Annotated in this window: 10 protein-coding genes; 2 read left to right on the top strand and 8 right to left on the bottom strand. The window is 33.9% G+C overall.

The genetic code is table 11. The annotated features are described in order from the left end of the window. Nucleotides 1-6 precede the first annotated feature (6 nt). The gene (locus AC3IPI_RS12330; protein ID WP_489159209.1) at nt 7-1380 is read left to right on the top strand and encodes a SusD/RagB family nutrient-binding outer membrane lipoprotein; all 1374 of its coding nucleotides are present in this window, start codon (nt 7-9) and stop codon (nt 1378-1380) included. Between the two features lie 53 nt (nt 1381-1433). On the opposite strand, the gene AC3IPI_RS12335 is transcribed toward AC3IPI_RS12330, so the two are convergent. Beyond that, nucleotides 1434-1514, bottom strand: a complete 81-nt coding sequence (locus tag AC3IPI_RS12335) for an IS3 family transposase (protein WP_489159235.1) — start codon at nt 1512-1514, stop codon at nt 1434-1436. Between the two features lie 110 nt (nt 1515-1624). Here AC3IPI_RS12335 and AC3IPI_RS12340 point away from each other — a divergent pair, with 110 nt between their 5' ends. Then, nucleotides 1625-1957: a putative signal transducing protein gene (locus AC3IPI_RS12340; RefSeq protein ID WP_489152987.1), complete on the top strand. Its 333-nt coding sequence runs from the start codon at nt 1625-1627 to the stop codon at nt 1955-1957. A gap of 520 nt (nt 1958-2477) precedes the next feature. On the opposite strand, the gene AC3IPI_RS12345 is transcribed toward AC3IPI_RS12340, so the two are convergent. From AC3IPI_RS12345 to AC3IPI_RS12375, 7 genes are all read right to left on the bottom strand, one after another. Then, on the bottom strand, nt 2478-3143 hold the full coding sequence (locus AC3IPI_RS12345) for a hypothetical protein (protein WP_489152989.1): 666 nt from the start codon (nt 3141-3143) through the stop codon (nt 2478-2480). Nucleotide 3144: 1 nt separating this feature from the next. Continuing rightward, nucleotides 3145-4398, bottom strand: a complete 1254-nt coding sequence (locus AC3IPI_RS12350) for a tyrosine-type recombinase/integrase (RefSeq protein ID WP_489152991.1) — start codon at nt 4396-4398, stop codon at nt 3145-3147. Between the two features lie 364 nt (nt 4399-4762). Next, nucleotides 4763-7789, bottom strand: a complete 3027-nt coding sequence (locus tag AC3IPI_RS12355) for a DUF8694 domain-containing protein (RefSeq protein WP_489152993.1) — start codon at nt 7787-7789, stop codon at nt 4763-4765. A gap of 484 nt (nt 7790-8273) precedes the next feature. After that, nucleotides 8274-13919 carry a DUF8696 domain-containing protein gene (locus tag AC3IPI_RS12360; RefSeq protein WP_489152995.1) on the bottom strand — a complete coding sequence of 1882 codons (5646 nt, stop codon included), beginning with the start codon at nt 13917-13919 and terminating at the stop codon, nt 8274-8276. Between the two features lie 594 nt (nt 13920-14513). Beyond that, a complete protein-coding gene (locus AC3IPI_RS12365; RefSeq protein ID WP_489152997.1) occupies nt 14514-15155 on the bottom strand; it encodes a porin family protein in 642 nt (213 codons plus the stop codon). A gap of 64 nt (nt 15156-15219) precedes the next feature. Beyond that, nucleotides 15220-21378: a M4 family metallopeptidase gene (locus AC3IPI_RS12370; RefSeq protein ID WP_489152999.1), complete on the bottom strand. Its 6159-nt coding sequence runs from the start codon at nt 21376-21378 to the stop codon at nt 15220-15222. Between the two features lie 411 nt (nt 21379-21789). Continuing rightward, entirely contained in the window at nt 21790-23403 is a 1614-nt protein-coding gene (locus AC3IPI_RS12375; protein ID WP_489153001.1) for a tetratricopeptide repeat protein, read from the bottom strand. Between the last annotated feature and the right edge of the window lie 140 nt (nt 23404-23543).

A 23543-nucleotide genomic window follows, 5' to 3' on the forward strand; every position in this document is an offset into this window, starting at 1 on the left:
ATAAAAATGAAAAAATATATAAAAAGTATAATTCTTACAGCCGTTGGTATTAGCTTACTAACTAGCTGCCAGACAGAGTTAGACACCTTTAACGAAAATCCAAATTCTCCTATAACAACTACACCAACATTATTGTTGTCTGCTATGGAAGTTTCTACATTTTCTACACATACAAGTGGTCTAATTAGAACTTCAAATATTTTTGATCAACATCTTGCTGGTACAAGTGTTGGACAATTAGGAGACATTCAACGTTATATTCTTACGGAACAAGATGTAAATAACGAGTGGAATACAGTATACGGAACAACATTAATAAGTGGTCATATCTTAAGTCGTGATTTCGCAGCTGAGTTCCCCTACTATAATGGTATTGGTCAAGTATTGACTGCTCTAAACTTAGGATACGCAACTGACTTATGGGGAGATATTCCTTATGATGAAGCTTTCAAAGGCGAAGAAGGTAATAAATCACCTAAATACAATACACAACAAGAAATCTACGCGAGATTACAAACTATTCTTGATGCAGCTATTGTTAACTTAAGCAAACCTGCTGCAAGTAATACTTCTAGACCAGGTGCTGACGACTTTATTTTTGCTGGAAATACTGCAAAATGGATTAAAGTTGCTTACGTATTAAAAGCAAGATACGCATTAAGATTAACACAAGTTGACACAGGTGCTGCTCAAAAAGCTTTAGATTACATCAATGCATCTGGAATTACTTCTAATGCAGATGACGCTAACACTTTTTTCCCTGGAACATCAAATGGACTTAATCAATGGTACGCTTTTGATAATAGCCGTGCAAATTACCTTAAAACAGGAGCATTTTTTGTTGATGGTTTAAAAAATACTGCAGATCCAAGATTACCTTTCGCAATTGCAAAAGATGAGAATGGAAATTACACTGGTAATGCTGCCAATGATTTAGATACAACATCATCTTCATACATTGGTTTGGCATATGCTGATGCCAACAGTTCAGTTGGAATGGTAACCTATGCTGAAGCTAAATTTATCGAAGCTGAAGCTAAATTCAGATTAGGACAAAATGCTCAACCAGCTTTAGAAGCTGCTGTTGCTGCATCAGTATTAAAAGTTACAGGAATTGCTGCAACTCCGGCTTTCTTAGCTACTGCAACTTCAACAGTAACTCTAGCTAACATCATTCAACAAAAGTACAATGCCCTTTTCTTGACTATGGAGCCTTACAATGATTACAGAAGAACAGGCTTACCAGTTTTAGTTCCTAACCAATCATCTAACACTAAAACTATTCCTGTAAGATTCCCAACTCCATCAGATGAGAGAAATTACAATCCAAACGCAACGGTAGTCAGCAATGTAACGGCCAACGTATGGTGGGATAAATAAACAGTAAAACCAATCCATTTAGACAGCACCCAAAAGTTGGGACGAATTGATAATTAAATTTGATAATAATGAGCTCGATATTGTATCGGGCTCATTCCTTTTACATTCAGTTTGATTCTATCATTATTATACACGCTACAATTTCTTGTTTCAATTAATTAATGCATCTGTAATGTACAAAAAATATAATTATTCTTTATTAAAAAAAATGAAACAAAAATAAAAATCATGATAGAAATTTTTAGTGGTTCATATATTTATTGAAGCTATGGGGAGTAAAAATTTATTGAAAAATAACGCTATTTCAGTTTTTATTGCCCATGAGCACATGTCAAATATTCAGACATGGTCGGTTTCAACTGGAGGAAAGGCTTCTGCAATTGTCAAAGTGCAAGTAAAAGACTTAGATGATGCTAAGAAAATAATAGATGATTTTAATATAGGAGAATACAATTTGGAAAGATATCCGTCCTTCTGGGGTATCTTGGATGCACTGAGGGGGGTCTGGTCAGGATGCTCTGAAGCATACCCATTGGGCTCTGGAGCTCAGCTTTACTTGTCTGTGCTGGGGTTTTGAAAATTATGGTTATTCCCAGAGAATTTTGTGGCGCGTCTGAATGTGTTATTTTATTTTTTTAAATTAGATTAATACTGTCGTTTTTTTAAGGAATGTTGCGGGGCAGGTTGGCCGGTAGGGGCGTGCTTGTCTGGGTTTGTGTTTTGTCTTTGTCTTTGTCTTTTTCTTTGGTCTTTGTCAAATGTAAAAAGGATGGCAGTACTTACTTTTGCAGAATAATGAGTTGTGTTTGTAAAATAGCGATCTGGTAATGAGGCTTGTATGTAATATTATTTTTAGGTTTAATATTGTTTTTTAGGAGCTTTTTCCCGCTATGCGTTGCAATCTTTTGCGCCGGACCCCGGCACAAAAGGATTTTCACTGCACACGAGCGAAGCGAACTGGCGAAGCAATCGGGGCTAGGGCTAGGGTAGGACCATACTTTGTTCTGCTGTCATCAAAGTATAATAACTTAATCGTATTAATTATAATTTATTTCTATTCAATATCTTCAATTGAATTCAATTGAAAATGAGTTGAACTATATTTGGTTAAAAATGGAATAATCATTTTCATAATATTTTTCATGATGTGCTTTAATTAGATTGTTTTCCTTGGAAAGATCATATTTTGTTAGCATCGTTGAATTAATTTTAATATCTAAAAATTGGCTAGAAACCTCACAAAAATCTTTGTTTTCAATTGTGTTTTTAAAATAATTATTCTCTTTTAACTTAGAAAACAATAAAGCGAAGTATAGAATTTCTTTTTCTTTATACAACCACTTACAATTTTGGTCAATTAATCCAATTTTAATCGCATTATTTTTAAAATTCAAATAACACAATTCATCTTTAAAAAAAAATTTAAACCGAACTTCTATTGTATTATTTTCATCATTCGAAAAATCATAGTTTACTATTGTTGAATTTATTTTATTCCTCTTATCGGTCTTATCAATCAAAAGGCGAAAATATAAAACAATCATAATTGCTGCCGAAAACGTTATTCCTATAGCAACTAGTCTAAATATTCCATCTGATTTCAGAAAAACATTTTCGAAAAAATAAAAAGCAATCAAAAAAAGAAAAACCATAATAAGAATAATTATACCTAGTTTAATTTCACCATTAGTATTCTTATTGTCAATAGGCTTTAAATCAATAAATTTTGATTTCTTTTTAAAATATTTCTTTTTAAAATCCATTCTAAACGACTTTCAATTTCAATTCAACATTAAAAACTTCATCCATGGCTTCTTTTTTCTCTGGTTCACTAATCTGATAATACTGATTCAAAGTTTTCATATCGTTGTGCCCAGTTATAGATGCAATTAATTTATCACTTTTACCTTGTCTTTTCATCATAGTAATAAAAGTTCTTCTTGCTGTATGTGTACTTATTCTATCGTAAAAGAACATTTCTTCTTTAATATTTTCTTTTCCTTTAGTTGTAACTTTTTGAACTTTATTATTATATTCCATCTCCTGAAATACATCTTTTATATATTTATTCTGTTTTTGATTGGCAATTAAAGGAAGTTCATAATCATATTTTAATAAAATATATCTAGAAATACTGGTTAAAGGTATCTCCCTAGTTTCTTTAGTTTCATCCTTATCTTCTTTTAATAAAATAAAATCATTAGTTACATTACTTCTTCTTATCAAAGATAACTCACCAAAACGCATGCCTGTTACACAAGCAAAGACAAAAACATCACGAACTCTCCCTAGCTTTTCACTTTCAAATTCGTGTTGCATTAACTTATTCAGATCATCTATTGTTAATGCAATTTGATTTGTAATTACTCTTTCTACTTTTTTAAATTCTACAAAACTATCATTATAAGTGAATTTATTTTTCCTAGCCCAAAACATAAAAGTTTTGAAAAGCCCTAAATTTCTAGCATAAGTATTATTAATATGCTTTAAATCATCCATACAATAGGAAGTGAATTCACGATGAAATGTTTCATCGATCTTACTAAATATCAATTTGAATTTTCTCGCCGCTTCAAATTTTTCTAGAATATTCTTTATATTTTTATACCTTTTAATTGTTGATGCAGACCATTCTTTGCCTTTTTCCTTTTCGGCAGTAAACTCATCATACGCATCAAAAAATGCATTTTTCCTAGATGGAGCTTTTTTAAACTCCTCATCAAAAACTTTTTTTAAATTCTTCGAAGTAAAAGGTTCATTTATTCTTTTATACAAACTTTCTGTTTCAAGAAATAAATCAGAGTATCGATTCATCTGAAGTCTTATACTTTGAACAAATTTTGATTTCTTTTTCCCATTTACAAAAGGGAATCTATTTTCAAAATCCCAATTTTCAGGCATTATTTTCTCACCAGTTGAAAAGACAAATTTTTTATTCTCATTTTTAAAATAGCATGAAAATAAAATCAAAGTTTCTTTATCACTCTTCGGTTCTTTAAGATTAAAAGTGTATTTCATCAGTTGACAATTTAGTTGACAATAATGTTATATTTAGTTATAAAAACTTAGTTATAACAAATATAAGAATTCCTGTAAAAATAAGTGTTTCTTATTGAAAATCAATTATTAACAGCCAATACTGATGTAATTAGCGCAATACTCGGCGACTCCACAAAAAAATCACAATTACCTGATATGTTGGTGATTGTGATTTTTTGTTTTAACTTTTCTCCAACCTTTTTTTCTGGTAATTGCTTAAAGTAAAAGAACCTAAACATTGTCATAAATTGGTTTCTTAATATTTTAAAAATGCAATATCTAAAAATAAAAAAACCATTTGCCTTTCGACAAATGGTTTTCAATTTTACAATTGATTTTTAATTTAATAAATGACTTTTTTTGTTTTGGTACTATTATCATCCAAAATCACCTTAACTATTAAAATTTGATTGGTTGCTCTTAAATTATCAATAACTAATTTAGAATCTCCAACCTTATTCTTTTTATAAATTAAGTTTCCAGATGTATCATAAACAAATACCTTATCAATATTTTGACTAGTAGAATTTACATTAATCACTTTGTTTACAGCTGTAACAGCAATTGTATTATCTGTTGAATCTTTTGTTTTAAATCCTTCTCCTCCCTCTCCGTATGGACCATGAATATCAACAATTTCTGATGGTTCTGAAGGACAACCTACACCATCTTTTGTTACTGTAAATGTATATTCAGCCTCCTCAAGCTGTGTAATAGCAGCATATTGCGAAGATCCAGTTACTAATCGTCCTGATGGGTTAACTTCTATTATCCAATTTCCGGCAGGCAGCCCGCTTAAAAGAACACCTCCTGTTGGCTCCTCATATGTTGGCTGTGTAATACTTGCAATTACAGGAGCTGTTGGTACTGGTTTAATAAACAGATATATTGGCATAGATGAAGAACAGGAACTATTAACAAGATATAATGTACCCGAATAATCACCCGGTTGAGCATTAGCAGAAACCTGAATTGTTTCTATGGCGTAAGGTTCATTCTCGACATTAAAAGGAGTACTAGGCTGGTCTTGTAATAAAGCTGCATTTGCAGTATCATCCCAATCAATATAATAACTTGTTGGATTGCCCGTAATACTGTTATAGAGTAATGATGTATATTGAAGATTATTACTTGGACAAACTGGTGTAGTTGTTTCATATACAACAAGTGAAGGTTGTGTTTGTATAGTTACAGTAAAAATTGAAACTTCGCTACTAATACCGTTTGCATTTTTAACAGTCAGTTGTCCTGTATAAGTATCAGTAGGAATTCCGGCTGGAATTTGAATTATAATTGGACCATCCGGAAAAACCGCATCTGTAACATTCACAAGATATTGTTCATTAGACCAAACATTAGACCAAACGATACTGTATGTAACGGGATCTCCGGTTGTATCTTTATAAGACAATAATGCAGTTGTTGCACTACCATTATAACAAACATCATCTGTGTATGCAGCTAAGGTTATAGTTGGAGCCTCAGCACCAATTACGATTGATATGTTTTGATCGTGCCTACAAGATCCATTATAAATCATAAGGACTCCCGAATAAGTTCCTGCTGGAACATTTGCCGGTATCTGAATATTGTTTATTATACCTCCACCCGGTGCAAAACTAAATGAAGTATAGTCCTGATCAGCTAATTGAGCCGCATTTGCTGCTGAATTCCAATCAATAAAATAAGTATCAGGATTTAGTGTAGTGGCAGAGTAAGACAAAGAAGTAATCTGCGAGCTGGTACTTGTAGCAACAGGATCTACTATCCCTGTAGTAGTAATCGAAGGGCCCGCAAGTACAGTTAAATTAAAAATTCTCCCTATACTAGTACTACCCCCCGCATTTTTTACAGTTAGTATTCCTGTATAAGTTCCGGGAGCAGTTCCGGCAGGAACATTAATATCGAAAGCATAAGTCGGCAATGCTTCATCAGTAATGGCTGCAAAATTATTTGCTGGAAAAGAATTCCAGACAATACTATAAGTTACAGGATTTCCGGTTGTTATGTAGTAAGGCAATTCTACTATGGTTAGACTGCCATCATCGCAAGCATTACTTGTGTCTGGAGATAACTCTATTGATGGTCTTGAATTTACTGTAACAGTCGTTGGCTCAGAATTTGCAGCACTACAAGTTCCGCTTTGAACAACAGCTCTAAATTGAGTAGTTTCGTTTAATATTCCTGAAGTATAAGTTGTATTCGTATTAGCGATATCAACCCAAGTCGTAAAAGGACTTACAGATGACTGCCATTTTACAACTGATCCTGTATGACCGGATAAAGTTAGTAAACCACTTGTAGTTCCCACATTTATGGTAGTTCCGCCACTTATGGCGCCGCCAACTGTTGCTGGAGAAACAATTACGGTTGCTGTATTATTAGTAGTAATAGTAGAAGAACAAGATTGAGAAGTAATTTTAGTAATTACGATAGTACTATTGCCTACTGCAGTAAATCCTGTTGCAATAAATGTAGCTGTTCCTGCAGTACTTACTGTCATATTTGCTGTTAATCCTGTAGCAGCAGGATTGCTTCTGTTATAGGCTACAACATACGAACCAACAGGCAATGATGAAGCGCTTGAAGCTACAGTTACAATAGATTCGTTAGAACCAGTTGCACAAACATTTGATGCTGTTGTACCTGTAATAGTATAGGCAGGACAAGTATATGTAATAATTACCTGTCCGGCTCCTCCAGCTCCCCCGGTTTGTGTTGCACCTCCTGCTGAATTTATGGCTCCGCTGCCTCCACCACCAGGTGCTGATCCTGCATTACCGGGTGCGGTGCCTAAAATCAGGCTTCCAACGGGTGCACCGCCAACGCCTCCAAAATTAGCGCCTCCTCCACCTGCGCCCGAAGTAAGTAATAAAGATAAAAGTGCCGCCGTATTACCCTGAACACCATTAAGACCTGCAAACTTAATTGTTCCGGCAGAGTTGGAAACCAAACCACCATTACCTCCAAGTGGAGTGCCTCCGGCATTATTAGCTCCTCCGCCTGAACCTCCGGCAGCTAAAAATGAAGATTCATACCCTGTAATAGTCGAAAATCCTCCCGAAGTTCCATTGCCTCCTGAAGTTCCAGGTGTTTGACCTGCAACTTCGGCATTTAAAATCTGTCCTGGACTAACTGACAATGTAGCGCTTACATAAGCACCTCCGCCTCCGCCAGCTGCACCTCTCCCAAAGAGGAGTCCAGCGCCACTGGCTCCACCGCCAGATCCGCCTCCGCCCCACGCCTGAGCATTAATACTAATTACACCGGCAGGAACAGTAAATGTACCATTGGTAGTAAATGTTTTGGTGGTCTGTGACCATGAAAACGTAACCATAAAAACGAATAATAAAGGTAATTTTAGTCTCATAATAATAACTTTTTAATGATTAAATAATTAATTAATTTTTAGTAGAAATTATAAGGCGAGTAATGAAAAAGAAACAACACTTGATCAAGATTAATCAATAAGTTTCTTTTTCTTAAAGTAGAAACAACAAAACAATAACGCTCTGAAAAACAGATTATTACATTTTATCATTCATGAAATTAACCAAAAAAATCCGAAAATAACAAAACAATTTCGCATATTATTATGCACTTCATCTAAAAAAATATAATTCTCCCTAAATATTTAACATACTAATTATCAATATCCTATAACTAACAATTATCATATAATTAATATCAGTTTTATCTTATACTATTTGTATTTAAAAAAGAAAAAATCATAGCATCAATTATCGATACATAGATTGTAGAGATGCATAGCAGTGCGTCGTCTCTTGAACCTAAAAACAAAAAAACCATTTGCCTTTCGACAAATGGTTTTAAATTTCAACCTTGATTTTAATTTAATAAATGACCTTTTTTGTTTTGGTAGTGTTATCATCCAAAACCGCCTTAACTATTAAAATTTGATTGGTTGCTCTTAAATTATCGATAACTAATTTAGAATCTCCAACCTTATTCTTTTTATAAATTAAGTTTCCAGATGTATCATAAACAAATACCTTATCTATATTTTGACTAGTAGAATTTATATTAATTACTTTGTTTACAGCTGTAACAGCAATTGTATTATCTGTTGAATCTTTTGTTTTAAATCCTTCTCCTCCCTCTCCGTATGGACCATGAATATCAACAATTTCTGATGGTTCTGAAGGACAACCTACACCATCTTTTGTTACTGTAAATGTATATTCAGCCTCCTCAAGCTGTGTAATAGCAGCATATTGCGAAGATCCAGTTACTAATCGTCCTGATGGGTTAACTTCTATTATCCAATTTCCGGCAGGCAGCCCGCTTAAAAGAACACCTCCTGTTGGCTCCTCATATGTTGGCTGTGTAATACTTGCAATTACAGGAGCTGTTGGTGTTGGTTTAATAGACATAGATACTGGTATAGGTGATGATGAACAGGAAAAATCATTAAGAAGATATAACGTACCAGAATAATCACCCGCTTGAGCATTTGCAGAAACCTCAACTGTTCTTAGGTCGGCATATCCTCTTTCGGGCTCAAAAGGGGTAATAGGCTGGTCTTGCAATAAAGCTGCATTTGCAGTATCATCCCAATCAATATAATAACTTGTTGGATAACCCGTAACATGACTATAGGCTAATGTTGTATATTGCATACTAGTACTTGAACAAGCTGTTGGAGTTACATCATTATCTACCAAAAAATTAGGTTTTTCATTTACAGTTAAATTAAAAACTTTCCCTATACTACTACTCACCGCATTTTTTACAGTCAGTGTTCCTCTATAAGTCCCGACAGCAGTTCCGGCAGGGACAGTAATCGTTATTGGGCTAACTGGTAATGCTGCATCAATAATAGTTTCAAAATCATTTGGCGAAGAAGAATCCCAAACAATACTATAAGTTACAGGATTTCCGGTTGTTCCATTGTAAGACAATAATGTTGTGGTTTGACTGCCATCAGAGCAAGCATTATCGGTAAGTTCTGATAACGCTATAGTTGGAGCCGCAGCATTAATGGTTATAGATATGTCTTGAATCTGGGTACAAGATCCGTTATCGATTATAAGAACACCTGAATAAGTTCCTGCCGGAACATTTGCCGGTATCGCAATAGTTTCTATAGAACCTCCACCCGGTGCAAAACTAAATGGAGTATAGTCCTGATCAGCTAATTGAGCTGTATTTGCTGCTGAATCCCAATCAATAGAATAACTATCAGGATGTCCTGTAGAGGCAGAGTAAAATAATGAGGCAGTCTGATTGCTGCTACTTGTAGTAACAGGATTTACTGTCCCTGTAGTAGTAATCGAAGGCGTGTCAACTAAAGTTAAACTAAAAGTTTTTCCTATACTCGTACCACCTCCCGCATTTTTTACAGTCAGTGTTCCTGTATAAGTTCCGGAAGCAGTTCCGCCAGGAATATCAAACGTAATAGAGCTAGATGGCAATACTTCATCGGTAACAGTCGCAAAACTATTTGTTGGAGAAGAATTCCAGACAATACTGTATGAAACCGGATTTCCGGTTGTTCCGTAGTAAGATAGTATTGTATTCATTTGATGTCCATTAAGGCAAAGTCCCTCGGCAGTTTCGGATAAATTTATCGTTGGTCTTGGATTTACTGTAACAGTTGTTGGCTCAGAATTTACAACACTACAAGTTCCGCTTTGAACAACAGCTCTAAATTGTGTAGTTTCGTTTAATATTCCTGAAGTATAAGTCGTATTAGTATTAGCGATATCAGCCCAAGTTGTAAAAGGACTTACAGATGACTGCCATTTTACAACTGATCCTGTATGACCGGATAAAGTTAGTAACCCACTTGTACTTCCCACATTTATGGTAGTTCCGCCACTTACGGCGCCACCAACTGTTTCGGGTACTACTGTTAATGATACAAATTGACTCTGACTGCAAATTCCATTATAAATACTCATTATACCTATATAAGTTCCTGGTGTAACATTTGGAGACACTACAATTGAATTTACAATACCACCACTTGAAGCAAAAACAAATGAGGTAGGTCCCTGATCTGCTATGGTATTCCAATCAATAGAATAACTTATAGGATTTCCTGTAACACCAGTATAGGCTAATGTTGTATTTTGTGAATTAGCACTGGCACAAACCGAAGCGATTGTTCCGCTAGTTGTAATGAAAGGGATTTCATTTATAGTTACACTAAAACTTGTACCCGGACTACTAATAGCACCATTTGCATTTTTAACAGTCAATGTTCCTGTATAAGTTCCAGAGGCTACGCCGGCAGGAATATTAATTACAATTTGATTTGCTGGTAATGCTGCATCTGTAACAGGTACAAAAGTATTTGACGGAGAAGAATTCCATACAATACTATAAGTTGTTGGGTTTTCTGTTGTTCCTGTATAATCTAAAGAAATCTGTGAAGCACTACCATCATTAGTATTACAACGACTTATTGCAGAGGAAGCTAATGTTATCGTTGGTCTTGGATTTACTGTAACAGTTGTTGGCTCAGAATTTACAACACTACAAGTTCCGCTTTGAACAACAGCTCTAAATTGTGTAGTTTCGTTTAATATTCCTGAAGTATAAGTCGTATTAGTATTAGCGATATCAGCCCAAGTTGTAAAAGGACTTACAGATGACTGCCATTTTACAACTGATCCTGTATGACCGGATAAAGTTAGTAACCCACTTGTACTTCCCACATTTATGGTAGTTCCGCCACTTACGGCGCCACCAACTGTTTCGGGTACTACTGTTAATGATACAAATTGACTCTGACTGCAAATTCCATTATAAATACTCATTATACCTATATAAGTTCCTGGTGTAACATTTGGAGACACTACAATTGAATTTACAATACCACCACTTGAAGCAAAAACAAATGAGGTAGGTCCCTGATCTGCTAATGAAGCGCTGTTGGCAATGGTATTCCAATCAATAGAATAACTTATAGGATTTCCTGTAACACCAGTATAGGCTAATGTTGTATTTTGTGAATTAGCACTGGCACAAACCGAAGCGATTGTTCCGCTAGTTGTAATGAAAGGGATTTCATTTATAGTTACACTAAAACTTGTACCCGGACTACTAATAGCACCGTTTGCATTTTTAACAGTCAATGTTCCTGTATAAGTTCCAGAGGCTACGCCGGCAGGAATATTAATTACAATTTGATTTGCTGGTAATGCTGCATCTGTAACAGGTACAAAAGTATTTGACGGAGAAGAATTCCATGCAATACTATAAGTTGTTGGGTTTTCTGTTGTTCCTGTATAATCTAAAGAAATCTGTGAAGCACTACCATCATTAGTATTACAACGACTTATTGCAGAGGAAGCTAATGTTATCGTTGGTCTTGGATTTACTGTAACAGTTGTTGGCTCAGAATTTACAACACTACAAGTTCCGCTTTGAACAACAGCTCTAAATTGTGTAGTTTCGTTTAATATTCCTGAAGTATAAGTCGTATTAGTATTAGCGATATCAGCCCAAGTTGTAAAAGGACTTACAGATGACTGCCATTTTACAACTGATCCTGTATGACCGGATAAAGTTAGTAACCCACTTGTACTTCCCACATTTATGGTAGTTCCGCCACTTACGGCGCCACCAACTGTTTCGGGTACTACTGTTAATGATACAAATTGACTCTGACTGCAAATTCCATTATAAATACTCATTATACCTATATAAGTTCCTGGTGTAACATTTGGAGACACTACAATTGAATTTACAATACCACCACTTGAAGCAAAAACAAATGAGGTAGGTCCCTGATCTGCTAATGAAGCGCTGTTGGCAATGGTATTCCAATCAATAGAATAACTTATAGGATTTCCTGTAACACCAGTATAGGCTAATGTTGTATTTTGTGAATTAGCACTGGCACAAACCGAAGCGATTGTTCCGCTAGTTGTAATGAAAGGGATTTCATTTATAGTTACACTAAAACTTGTACCCGGACTACTAATAGCACCGTTTGCATTTTTAACAGTCAATGTTCCTGTATAAGTTCCAGAGGCTACGCCGGCAGGAATATTAATTACAATTTGATTTGCTGGTAATGCTGCATCTGTAACAGGTACAAAAGTATTTGACGGAGAAGAATTCCATGCAATACTATAAGTTGTTGGGTTTTCTGTTGTTCCTGTATAATCTAAAGAAATCTGTGAAGCACTACCATCATTAGTATTACAACGACTTATTGCAGAGGAAGCTAATGTTATCGTTGGTCTTGGATTTACTGTAACAGTTGTTGGCTCAGAATTTACAACACTACAAGTTCCGCTTTGAACAACAGCTCTAAATTGTGTAGTTTCGTTTAATATTCCTGAAGTATAAGTCGTATTAGTATTAGCGATATCAGCCCAAGTTGTAAAAGGACTTACAGATGACTGCCATTTTACAACTGATCCTGTATGACCGGATAAAGTTAGTAACCCACTTGTACTTCCTGCATTTATGGTAGTTCCGCCACTTATAGCGCCGCCAACTGTTGCAGGAGAAACAATTACGGTTGCTGTATTATTAGTAGTAATAGTAGAAGAACAAGATTGAGAAGTAATTTTAGTAATTACGATAGTACTATTGCCTACTGCAGTAAATCCAGTTGCGATAAATGTAGCTGTTCCTGCTGAACTCACTGTCATATTTGCTGTTAATCCTGTAGCAGCAGGGTTGCTTCTGTTATAGGTTACAACATAAGAACCAACAGGCAATGATGAAGCACTTGAAGCTAAAGTTACAATAGATTCGTTAGAACCAATTGCACAAACATTTGATGCTGTTGTACCTGTAATAGTATAGGTAGGACAAGTATATGTAATAATTACCTGTCCAGCTCCACCGGCTCCACCAGCCTGGGCGGTACCTAATGCCGAATTTATGGCACCACTACCTCCGCCACCTGGGGCTATACCTGCATTACCGGGTGCGGTGCCCAAAATCAAACTTCCAACAGCTGCACCACCGGCACCACCAAAATTTGCTCCTGCACCTCCCGCGCCAGAAGTGAGTAATAAAGATAAAAGCGACCATGAATTTCCTTGAACACCATTAAGTCCAGCAAACCTAATTGTTCCGGCAGAGTTGGAAACTAAACCACCATTACCTCCAAGTGGAGTGCCTCCGGCATTATTTGCTGCTCCGCCTGAACCTCCGGCAGCTAAAAATGAAGATTCGTACCCGGTAATAGTAGAAAATCCTCCCGAAGTTCCATTGCCTCCTGAAGTTCCAGATGTTTGACCTGCAACTTCGGCATTTAAAATCTGTCCTGAATTAACTGACAATGTAGCGCTAACATAAGCACCTCCGCCTCCGCCAGCCGCTCCTCTTCCTAAGAGGAGTCCAGCGCCACTGGCTCCACCGCCAGATCCGCCACCGCCCCATGCCTGAGCATTAACACTAGCCACACCTGCCGGAACGGCAAATGTACCACTGGTGCTAAATGTTTTCGTGGTCTGCGACCATGAAAACGTAACCATAAAAACGAGTAATAAAGATAATTTTAGTCTCATAATAATAACTTTTAATGATTAAATAATTTAATTCTTAGTAATAGTAATTATAAGGCGAGTAGTGAAAAAAAAGTAATGCTTAATAAAGGTTAATCGATACTATTTATTTTCTTAAAACAGAAACAGAAAAAAAAAAGTATAACACGTTAAAAAACAACTAATTACGTTTTAAGGATTATGAAATTAACAAAAAAATACTTAAAATAGTAAAACAATTTCGTATATTATTATGTACTTAATCTGAAAAAATATAATTCTTCGTAAATATTTAACAAACTAATTATCAATACTTTATAATCAATAGTTATTGGGTAACTAATATCAGTTTTATCTTATGGGATTTGTTTTTAACAAAGAAAAAATCACATCACCAATTATCGACATATAGATTGTAGAGGCGCATTGATTAAACTGCCCTCAAAAGTTAAATACTATTTTGAGGATGTTTTTATGGGAAGAAAAGTTAAATATAATGATGAATTTAAGTTTTGATCTATAAATAAAACTTTGTGATTTAGAATCTTTGTAAAATAAAAAAAACCACTCCTATATTTATATAAGAGTGGTTTTGGAAAACTACAAGAATAATTAATTCTATTTAAAAAAATAACCAATTGATATTTGAAAAACTCTATTTTTCATGTCATTGTTAATGAAATAATTTAAATCACTTTCTTTAAAGACATTAGAATAAGAAATATTATATCTCGCATCGGCATAGAATTTATCTTTAAATTGATAACCCAAACCAAAATTTAAAGAAGTATCTACACCACTTGAATATCCTTTTAAGTTAAAATTGTCATGGTTCTCATAGCCTAAAAAATTATCTTGGTATTTATTATTTGCTTTTAGGAGTATTCCTATCTGAGGTCCAGCTTGTATGCTTAATCCTTCTAGGACATAATATTTTAGGATAAGCGGAATATTTAAATAGTTCAATTTAATAGTGCTTTTATAGTTAGAGTTTGTTACATCGCTATCAGAAAAAGAAACCTTTGTTCCTTGCTGACTGTACAATAATTCTGGCTGTAGTGCAAAGTTTTTCGCTATAGGAACTTCAACCATAATTCCGCCCGTAAATCCCGTTTTACTAGATGAATTCAATTCACTTTCATCAAAATTAAGACTAGCGATATTTAAACCCGCTTTTACGCCTAATTTAACTTTTTGGTTTTGAGCCATAATAGGTACACCTAAAAAAAGGGTGCATATAATTAACATATATTTTTTCATATTTGTTGTTTTAAGAATGGTAACTCTCAATGGGAGAGTTACCATCGTTTTATCTGTAAATTTGTTAGTTCTTAACAATCTTTGCGGTATATTTCTTGCCTTGTACATTGCAGTCTAAAACATACACTCCAGGAGCTAATCCGCTTACATTTATATTAGACGGAATACTTGTATATGTTTTACTCCACACAGCTTTACCATCGATTGCATAAATATTGATTTGTGTTTCTCCTTCAACTTTATCAGCTAAGAAGATATTTACAGTATCAATTGCTGGGTTAGGGAATACCCTAAAAGCATTTGTTATTTTTCCAACAAGCATACCTTTTGAATCAAACGGAGCTGAAATACTATTACATCCATTATTATTGGTCACTTGTAGGCTATAATCTCCTTCCCAAATTGTAACTATAGATTTTTCAGTTGCATTTGGTATAGGTCTTCCGTTTAAGAACCATTGGTACGAAACAGCATCGGCTGAAGCGGTTAACTTTTTATCAGCAACTACCTGAATTTCTGGTGTAATGTTCTCAAGAACGGTAACGGTAGTACTAAAAATTTTACCAATTCCATTTTCGTTATAAACAGTTACAAAATATTCGCCACTTTTAGTTGTAGTGTAAGTTGGTTCAGTTGAGCCATCAAACCATTCGTACGATTTGTAATCACCTGGAGATAATACAACTTCAGGTCCACAAACATTTCCACTAGCTAAATCAGATTCGAAAGTATCAAATGTTGCAGTTATAGTTTCTGTAAGAGTACATCCGTTTTTCATTAGTATGGTTACTGTATAATCACCCGCTTTATTTATCTCGATACCATTAGTAACATCGCCTGTACTCCATTTGTATGAAGTAATATCTAGTTTATTGGCACTAAAATTAGTTTGAGCATCGATGTACAGTTTTTTACCAGCATATCCATGGATTGTTGGATTGTCAAATATTTTGAAATCTGATGATACCTCGTGATATATATAATTTTTTATTTCGTTGTTTTGCGGAATAAGATCATTCTCCAATTTTGCAATAACATTATATACATGTGAGTCACCGCTTGTATCCAGTTTAGGCTGTTTCTTGAAAACATATTCTAAACTTTGACCAACAGGAATTTCTGCTTCAATAATTTCTGAGATAGTTTCAAGTGTATTGATATATTCCAGATCTAATTGAATTGCTTTTCCTTTAATCGGAACTTGTCCTTCATTGGTCAACTTAACTTTAAATTCAGATCCACCACATACATCTTTTGGAGACAATATTTGCAATGATACATCTGTAATAGGATCAGTGATTAGTTTTAAATCATCTAACACCATATAAGAATACCCAGCTGTCAAAGAATGTCTAAAGCGTATCATTATAGATTTTCCATTATATTTATTTAAATTAATGACTCCTCTTTGCCATTCTTTGTCTGTATGTTTTTCTTGATAAGAGATTTTCCATGCTTGATTCCATTCGCCTCCTACGGTTTTAACATCTATAATAAAATCATTAGTAACATTACTGTCGATTGCATAATAAAATTCCATAGCAGTTGCATTTTCAGATAACTTATAGAGAGGTAAGATTAAATCGCCATAGTTAGAGCCATTTTCTAGCGGATGGTATAGCATCTTTGCAGCAGCATCTCCTGTATGATCCTTAACAGGAATACCTAGGTATATATTATCAGGTTTAACGACTACTTCCCATGGGAAAGTTCTATCACTTTGACTTGAAACGAATCCTTTTGTTCCAAATAATAGTCCTTCAGGTATATTTGAGAAAGTTTCAACATCTAAGTCTGGAGCCTTTGCAATAACTTTAAAAGTTTTTGTAAGACTTTCTATTAGGGCTTTTGGTTGTCCTTCCGTAAATACTTTTACATTAATTTCATAATTTCCAGCAGCTAGCTGTGGTATACCATTTATTTTATAAACAAGTGTTTGATATTGCAATAGTGGACTATTTTTTTCCAACAAAATTGGTTTTCCTACAGCGGCACCATCTTTGGTAATTTGATATTCGATAGAAACGTTGTCAATATTAGCGTATGATGAATTTCTAGCACTTATATAAAATTCATGTGAAGGCGCATCTTCGTAAACATTTTCGGCTACACTTAAATTAGACAGCTCTAAATAATCTGCTGTTTCTTTAATTTTAATATTATCTACCGCAAAACCATTAGCAAATAATCCGTTATCATCATGTACAAATGCTACAAGAACACAAGGGTTTCCTGCATATGGACTTAAGTTTACGTGATATTCTATCCAATTAGAAACATAAGGCATTTTAAATATTGTTTCCCATGTTCCACCTCCATCTGTACTTACTTTTACATATCCGTCAGAATCTCTTAGCCCATCTCCAAAGCCATCAAATATTAAATGTGCTTCTTTATAATTAGTTAAATCAAATACAGGAGAAATCAACATATCATTTGAAGAGTCACAATTGCATTTATCATCATTACTCGCCATGAAATATGTATGATCAGCTACTTGCCATGATGGAGAACGTAAATCTTTACCTAATCCATGTTGCCATCCTGTAGCATTTTTATTTTCAGAAGTTCTCCATCCTTTATATTTGGTAACATCTTCAAAATCCATTGTATATGGAAGTACTGATACCTTCATATCTTCATTGTTCCAATTGTCATAACCAAACATAAAGGAGTTATTTTCTGGTTTATCATCCAGGGTCATGTCTTCAGGGAAAACAGAAACTATAACAGTATTTTCACCTATGTTTTTTAAATTAATATTTGAAATAGAATAGGTTAGTGTATCTCTATATTTAGTAAATACTAATGCTGTTTTTTCGGTTCTTGAAAAAACCTCGTTTTTTTCACTATTAAGAATTTTTACTGTAACATTAACCTGCTCATTAGTTGTTCTGAAATTATTAATGATCTTAGTCTTTATGGTTATGTTATCATTGTTAATAGTACAGGTGCCAGCATCTAAGTTTGCAGCTATAACTTCTAAATCGTAAGGAGCATTGGTTACACGAATATTGTCTATAAAAGCTCCTATATAATTACTGTTATATTTGTCTGTAACTACTCTAAAACGGATTGCAGCTTTTTTACCTGCAAGCTCATTTAAACGCATTCCTCTTGGTTCACCAACCCTAATATTATTTAATCCGGTAAACCATGGTCCTGATATTAACTCATTGTAATGTATTTTTTCCGGATAATCAATGCCTGTTACTTTTTTCCAGTTTTGACCTTTATCCTCAGAATATTCAACAATTAGTCCGTCATATCCTTTAGAAAACAAATAAATCATATCAAAATCAATATAAGGAGAGGCAATATTCGTAAAATCAAATATTGGAGATTCTAAGGTAAAATTAGAATTCACAGCTATCTTATCAGAACCACCATAGGTTACGGTACCCCATATATACTTTGATTTTGTATCTCTAAATGAGATAGCAGACGTTTGTTGCCAAACAAATTTTTGATTTGTAAGTATTGATTTTGAATACCAGCCACCCGGTGTTTTTTCAAAATCCATTGTATATGGAAATTGAGTTACAACACCGTTATAAACAGCATTAGTAACCGTGTTATTAGTTGTTACCGGATCTTGGCTATAGGTTACATAAGCTTCATACGTATGCAATCCAACCGCAGATAAATCGATGTTGTTATCAAAAGGAATTGTCATTTCTGAGTTTCCTTTAAAGTCAGTAGCTAGTGTAATGTCTTTCCAGATAGCTTCAATTCCGGGAAGTGTAGTATTTAGATACCCTACTTTTAATTGGGATCCTGCTGGTATATCTTTGCAGCCCAAATTATATAGAGTAATCGCTAACGGATGACTTGCTGACAATGCTTCGCCAGAATAATCCGGAAGATTTAATCCTACGAGTTTAATGTCGAAATCTTTTTGTGCTGGCGGAACGACTAAACTTGCAATAAATGAAACGCCGTCTTTAGAGCCAAATTCCTCAATAGATTTAAAATCTAATTTAATTTCTACATAGTTCACTGTAGTCGCACTTATTATATACGGAAGTTTGTCTTGAACTTTTATAGTCATTTCTTGACCTATTCCTAAATCTTTATCTAAAGAAATAGTACCATTGTTGGTGTAAATAACATTAAACCTTCCGCCAAAACCCGTAGTCATTAATCTCAATTTGTAATTTAACGGATCACTTGCTTTAATTATGGTAGATCCCGTATTTTTTATTTTAATATAAAATGGTTCATCACCTTTTAAAGGACCACAAGCAACGGATGGTTTTTCGACAGAAACAAGAGCTATTTGTTTATCTGTATGAGCAGCACCAATACCAATAGCATACCAGGCATTAGTAACTTGTTTGTATTCTTCAGAACCTAATCCGTATAAATCTTCTACAACCATTAAACTTGCTTGGCGCATATCGTTAAAGTTTGAAGAAGGAGATAAATACTCCGTAAGAGTTATGTATGCAATTTTTTCTGCTTTGGCAAGACCAATTGCTTTAACATCGTAACTGTTATTAAGGTCATTTACGCCTTGGCCACCTTCACTTAAAAGGTAAAACCAGTAATTTGTAATACCGCTATTAATATGTACACCTCCATTATCGTAATTAACAGCTAATGGATTTGCCCAATTTACCCCTCCATAAGTGTCAGGTTGCCCTTGAGCCTTAGGGTTAGCCATGTTTCTCATGCTGCCATGCGAGTATAACTCATTGCCCAGCATCCAGATATCTTCTTTTTTGTCTTTCCCCACATAAAATTCAACAGCTACACCGAAGATATCACTGAAAGATTCATTCATTGCACCTGATTCTCCTTGGTAGATTAATCCAGCCGTGAAACGTGTTACTCCATGAGTTAATTCGTGTGCAGTAATCCCTAAACCAACATAAGGAGTGTTATAACCATCTCCAAATTGTGCCCAACCACCAGTCCATGAAGCATTTTCAACATTCTTGCCTAGATGTGCAAGACCAATAATTGTCATTCCTTTGTCATCGATACTATTTCGATTAAATCTTTCCCCATAGTATTCGATGGTTTTTTGCATACCCCAATGAATATCTAATGCAACCTCATCATTATCTTTATTATGCAGTTCATTCCAAATATTATCTTCATCAATAAAATCAGTAATCACTTCATCTGAAGCCTGATTTGCATGATTCATGTTCATGGTATACATTGGCACATTGTACTTTCCTTGTAGTCCCTCTAATCTGTATCCATCAGCATATTGCTTGGTATTAAAACTTACTTCACCAGCATATCGTGATTTACCTTTACCTAAGCTTTGGTTTTGGTTTTGGCTTTGGCTTTGATTTGTAATGTTAGCATCTCGACTTAAATCTATAGTAAGGACTATTTTTCCTGTATTTGCATCGACATAAATTGTTTGGCTAGATTGCGGATTGGTAGCATAAATATCAAATTTCCATGCTAGATAATACTCCTTTAATTCAGGAGAAAAATTAGGTCCTACAAAAACCAGTTCCCCCTGAGGTTTTGTACTAATAGTTTTACTAACTAAAGAACCTAATTTTTTGCTCTCCCAAATATATTGTTTGGCATTTACAGTTCTAAGTGCATTTTCTAAAGCTGTAGCCGCATTTATTTTATAATTGCTGTTTGCAGACAATTTTTTAGCTGTATAACCAAATGCATCAATCTTAGTTTTATTTTCTCTAACCTTATAAATTGCACCTTCAACAGGAACAGAGTTATGCAATTGCTGATAAGTGGCGAGAGTTCTCCCATGATTATCAGAAATTGATTTTAATTGCATTTTATCAGATGTTGATAAATCAAAATCTCCTTTTTTAACTTCAAATAAATTTTTCACAGTTAAATTAGAAGATTTTGCAAAAGACTTAACCTTTGTGCGAACTGTGTCTTGCGGATTTGTTTTCTCAGTAGCATTAGTTAGTTTATCTACAAATAACTTTTGACTCTGTTGTACTTGTTTTGTCACAGCTTCACTTTCTGTAGCAGAAAGTTCTTTGCCATTTATAATTTCTTCTTTTGGCATGAAGAGATTATTGGCATCTTTATCCTGATTAGAATTAGGGTCGCTAGTTTTTTTAGAAACTTGCTCCTTTGTTTCGTCAGGTGCTCCCAAGGCGGTTTTCACGCCATCATTTTTGATATTTTGAAAAGGTGACTGAGCCATTCCGACAGAACAGGCAAAGAGACTTAACAAAATAAACAAATACTTGGTTTTGAAGTAAATTTGATTCATTCTTTTAAATTTAAAATTAATACTTAGAGTTTGTTTGGTTAATAATCATTATGCTTTTATGGTTAATAGCAAACCATAAAAGCACTTTCTAAAAATCAATTTTGGGGTTGATTTTCAGAATCTTCATTCGTTATTTTCTTCAGAATCTTTAAGAGAATTTTCTTTTTTGCTTTTGTTTCTTCTAAAAGTTGTTCTAAACTTTTAGGAGGGGCATTTTTCTTCTTCCGATTCATTACTAGATTTATTTACATCGCTTTCGTAAATGTAGAATGGAGGTAGGTGTTTTTGAAAAAAAAGGACTATTACAAAAACACTCCGAGGTAAAAAACCGTCACTAAAAAAACACTCAAAAATATATAAATATAACTAAATCAGCTAGTTAGACATGATTTAATATTTCATTAAATGAGATTAAAATGTGTTTAGATAAGTAGAAAGATTTACTTTTTCATTGGTTAAATCAAACTTTTTGCGAAGTCTTGTACGGGCATTTTCGATCGATTTGAAAGATTGCCCCGTTATTTGAGAAATTTCTTTTGTGCTTAAATCCAGATATAAAAGGGCACACAATCTGCGGTCTTTTGGAGTAAGTGTGGGATAATCGACCGTTAATTTGTCAAAAAAGGATTGGTGAACCTGTTCAAAACTTATTTCAAATTCTTTCCAGATATCAGTATTCAAATTCTTCTCCAAACGCTTTAAAACTATATCGATAGCTTGCTGCATTTCTTTATTAATAGTTTTGAGTTTAATCTGTTTAAGATCGGTCAGAATTTCGTTAATGCTATCTGTACGATGTATTTCTGCCATTGCTTTTCCTATGAGAACCTTATTTTTAGCATCCAGGTTTTGCTTTAAGGTTTGCATTTTTGTCTTTAATTTCTCCTTTTCGAGTTGATTTTTGATATTCTTGTTTCTGTATTTTATTAAAAAAATAATTAAAATTAATATACCGACAACTAATATCAATCCAACTACAGAGTACTTAAATAATTTCTTTTCTTCAATAAGTGTTTTTATTTGGGCGCGTACTTTGTAGTCCTGTTCTAGCTTTATTTTTTCTAGGTTTACTGCCTTTTCTTCTACATGTATGCTATCATTTATGGCATTATATTTTTCAAAATAATGGACAGCATTTTTATAATCCTGTTTACTTACATATACTTGATAAAGCATTTTGTTGAGGTTTAAAACCGAAAAAGTATATTCATTTTCACTACATAATTCTAATGCCTTTTTTGCATTTAGAATTGCAGCATCATAATTTTTTTCTTTTAACTTATAATCAGAATAAGATTCATAGACAAAAGCTTGTATTAAATTATCAACAGGCTCTTTTAATAGAGAAAAAGCGCGATCAAAATAATAGTCAGCATGTGTTTTATCATTTTTTAAAACATAAGTTCGTGCTAAATTTGTGTTGACATAGACTTTTAAAACATTATCTTTTATGGTTGCATTTATTAAATCGGCTTTGTGATAATAATACAAAGAAGAGTCTAAATTTTTACTTAAGTAAGTAGTACCTATATTATTTAAAATTTTTACAAGCTTAACAGGATCGTTCTTAGTCTTTTGATAGCGATATACATTTAAAAAGTTTTTTAATGCTTTTTCTTTGTTTTTTCCTTGCGCATAAATAATCGCAAGATTGTTTTCTACTTTAGATACTTCCTCATGATTACCGTTATTTTTATAAATCTCATACGCTTTTAAGTAGTATTGTAAAGCAATATCTAAGACCTCTTTTGAAGAATACATTTTGCCTGCTGTAGTATAAACAGAAGCCAAAGTGAGTTCTGATTCTTTAGCTTTTTTTGCCTCTGCTTCGGCTAATTCGATATACTTAATAGCTCTGTCCCAATCAGAATTTTGAAGGTTTAGTGCTATTTTGCGGCACAACTCTACTTTTTTCTGATTATCGTTAATACTATTTAAGTTATCAATCAGTTCTTGTGTTGAAGACTGAGAATGAATATTAATAGAAAGAAAAAGAAAAAACAAGGGAAAGAGTCGTGCCATCATAATATAAAAATGCTAAAGATGAATTTCAAATTTAAATAAAAAATAGGATTAGTATGACAATAAGATGTAAATCTTGTTAAAGTATCTAATTATTAATCGTGATTTACCATTTGAAGGAAAAGAATCAATTGTAGATCTCT

Source organism: Flavobacterium sp. GL_143 (genome assembly GCF_057834355.1).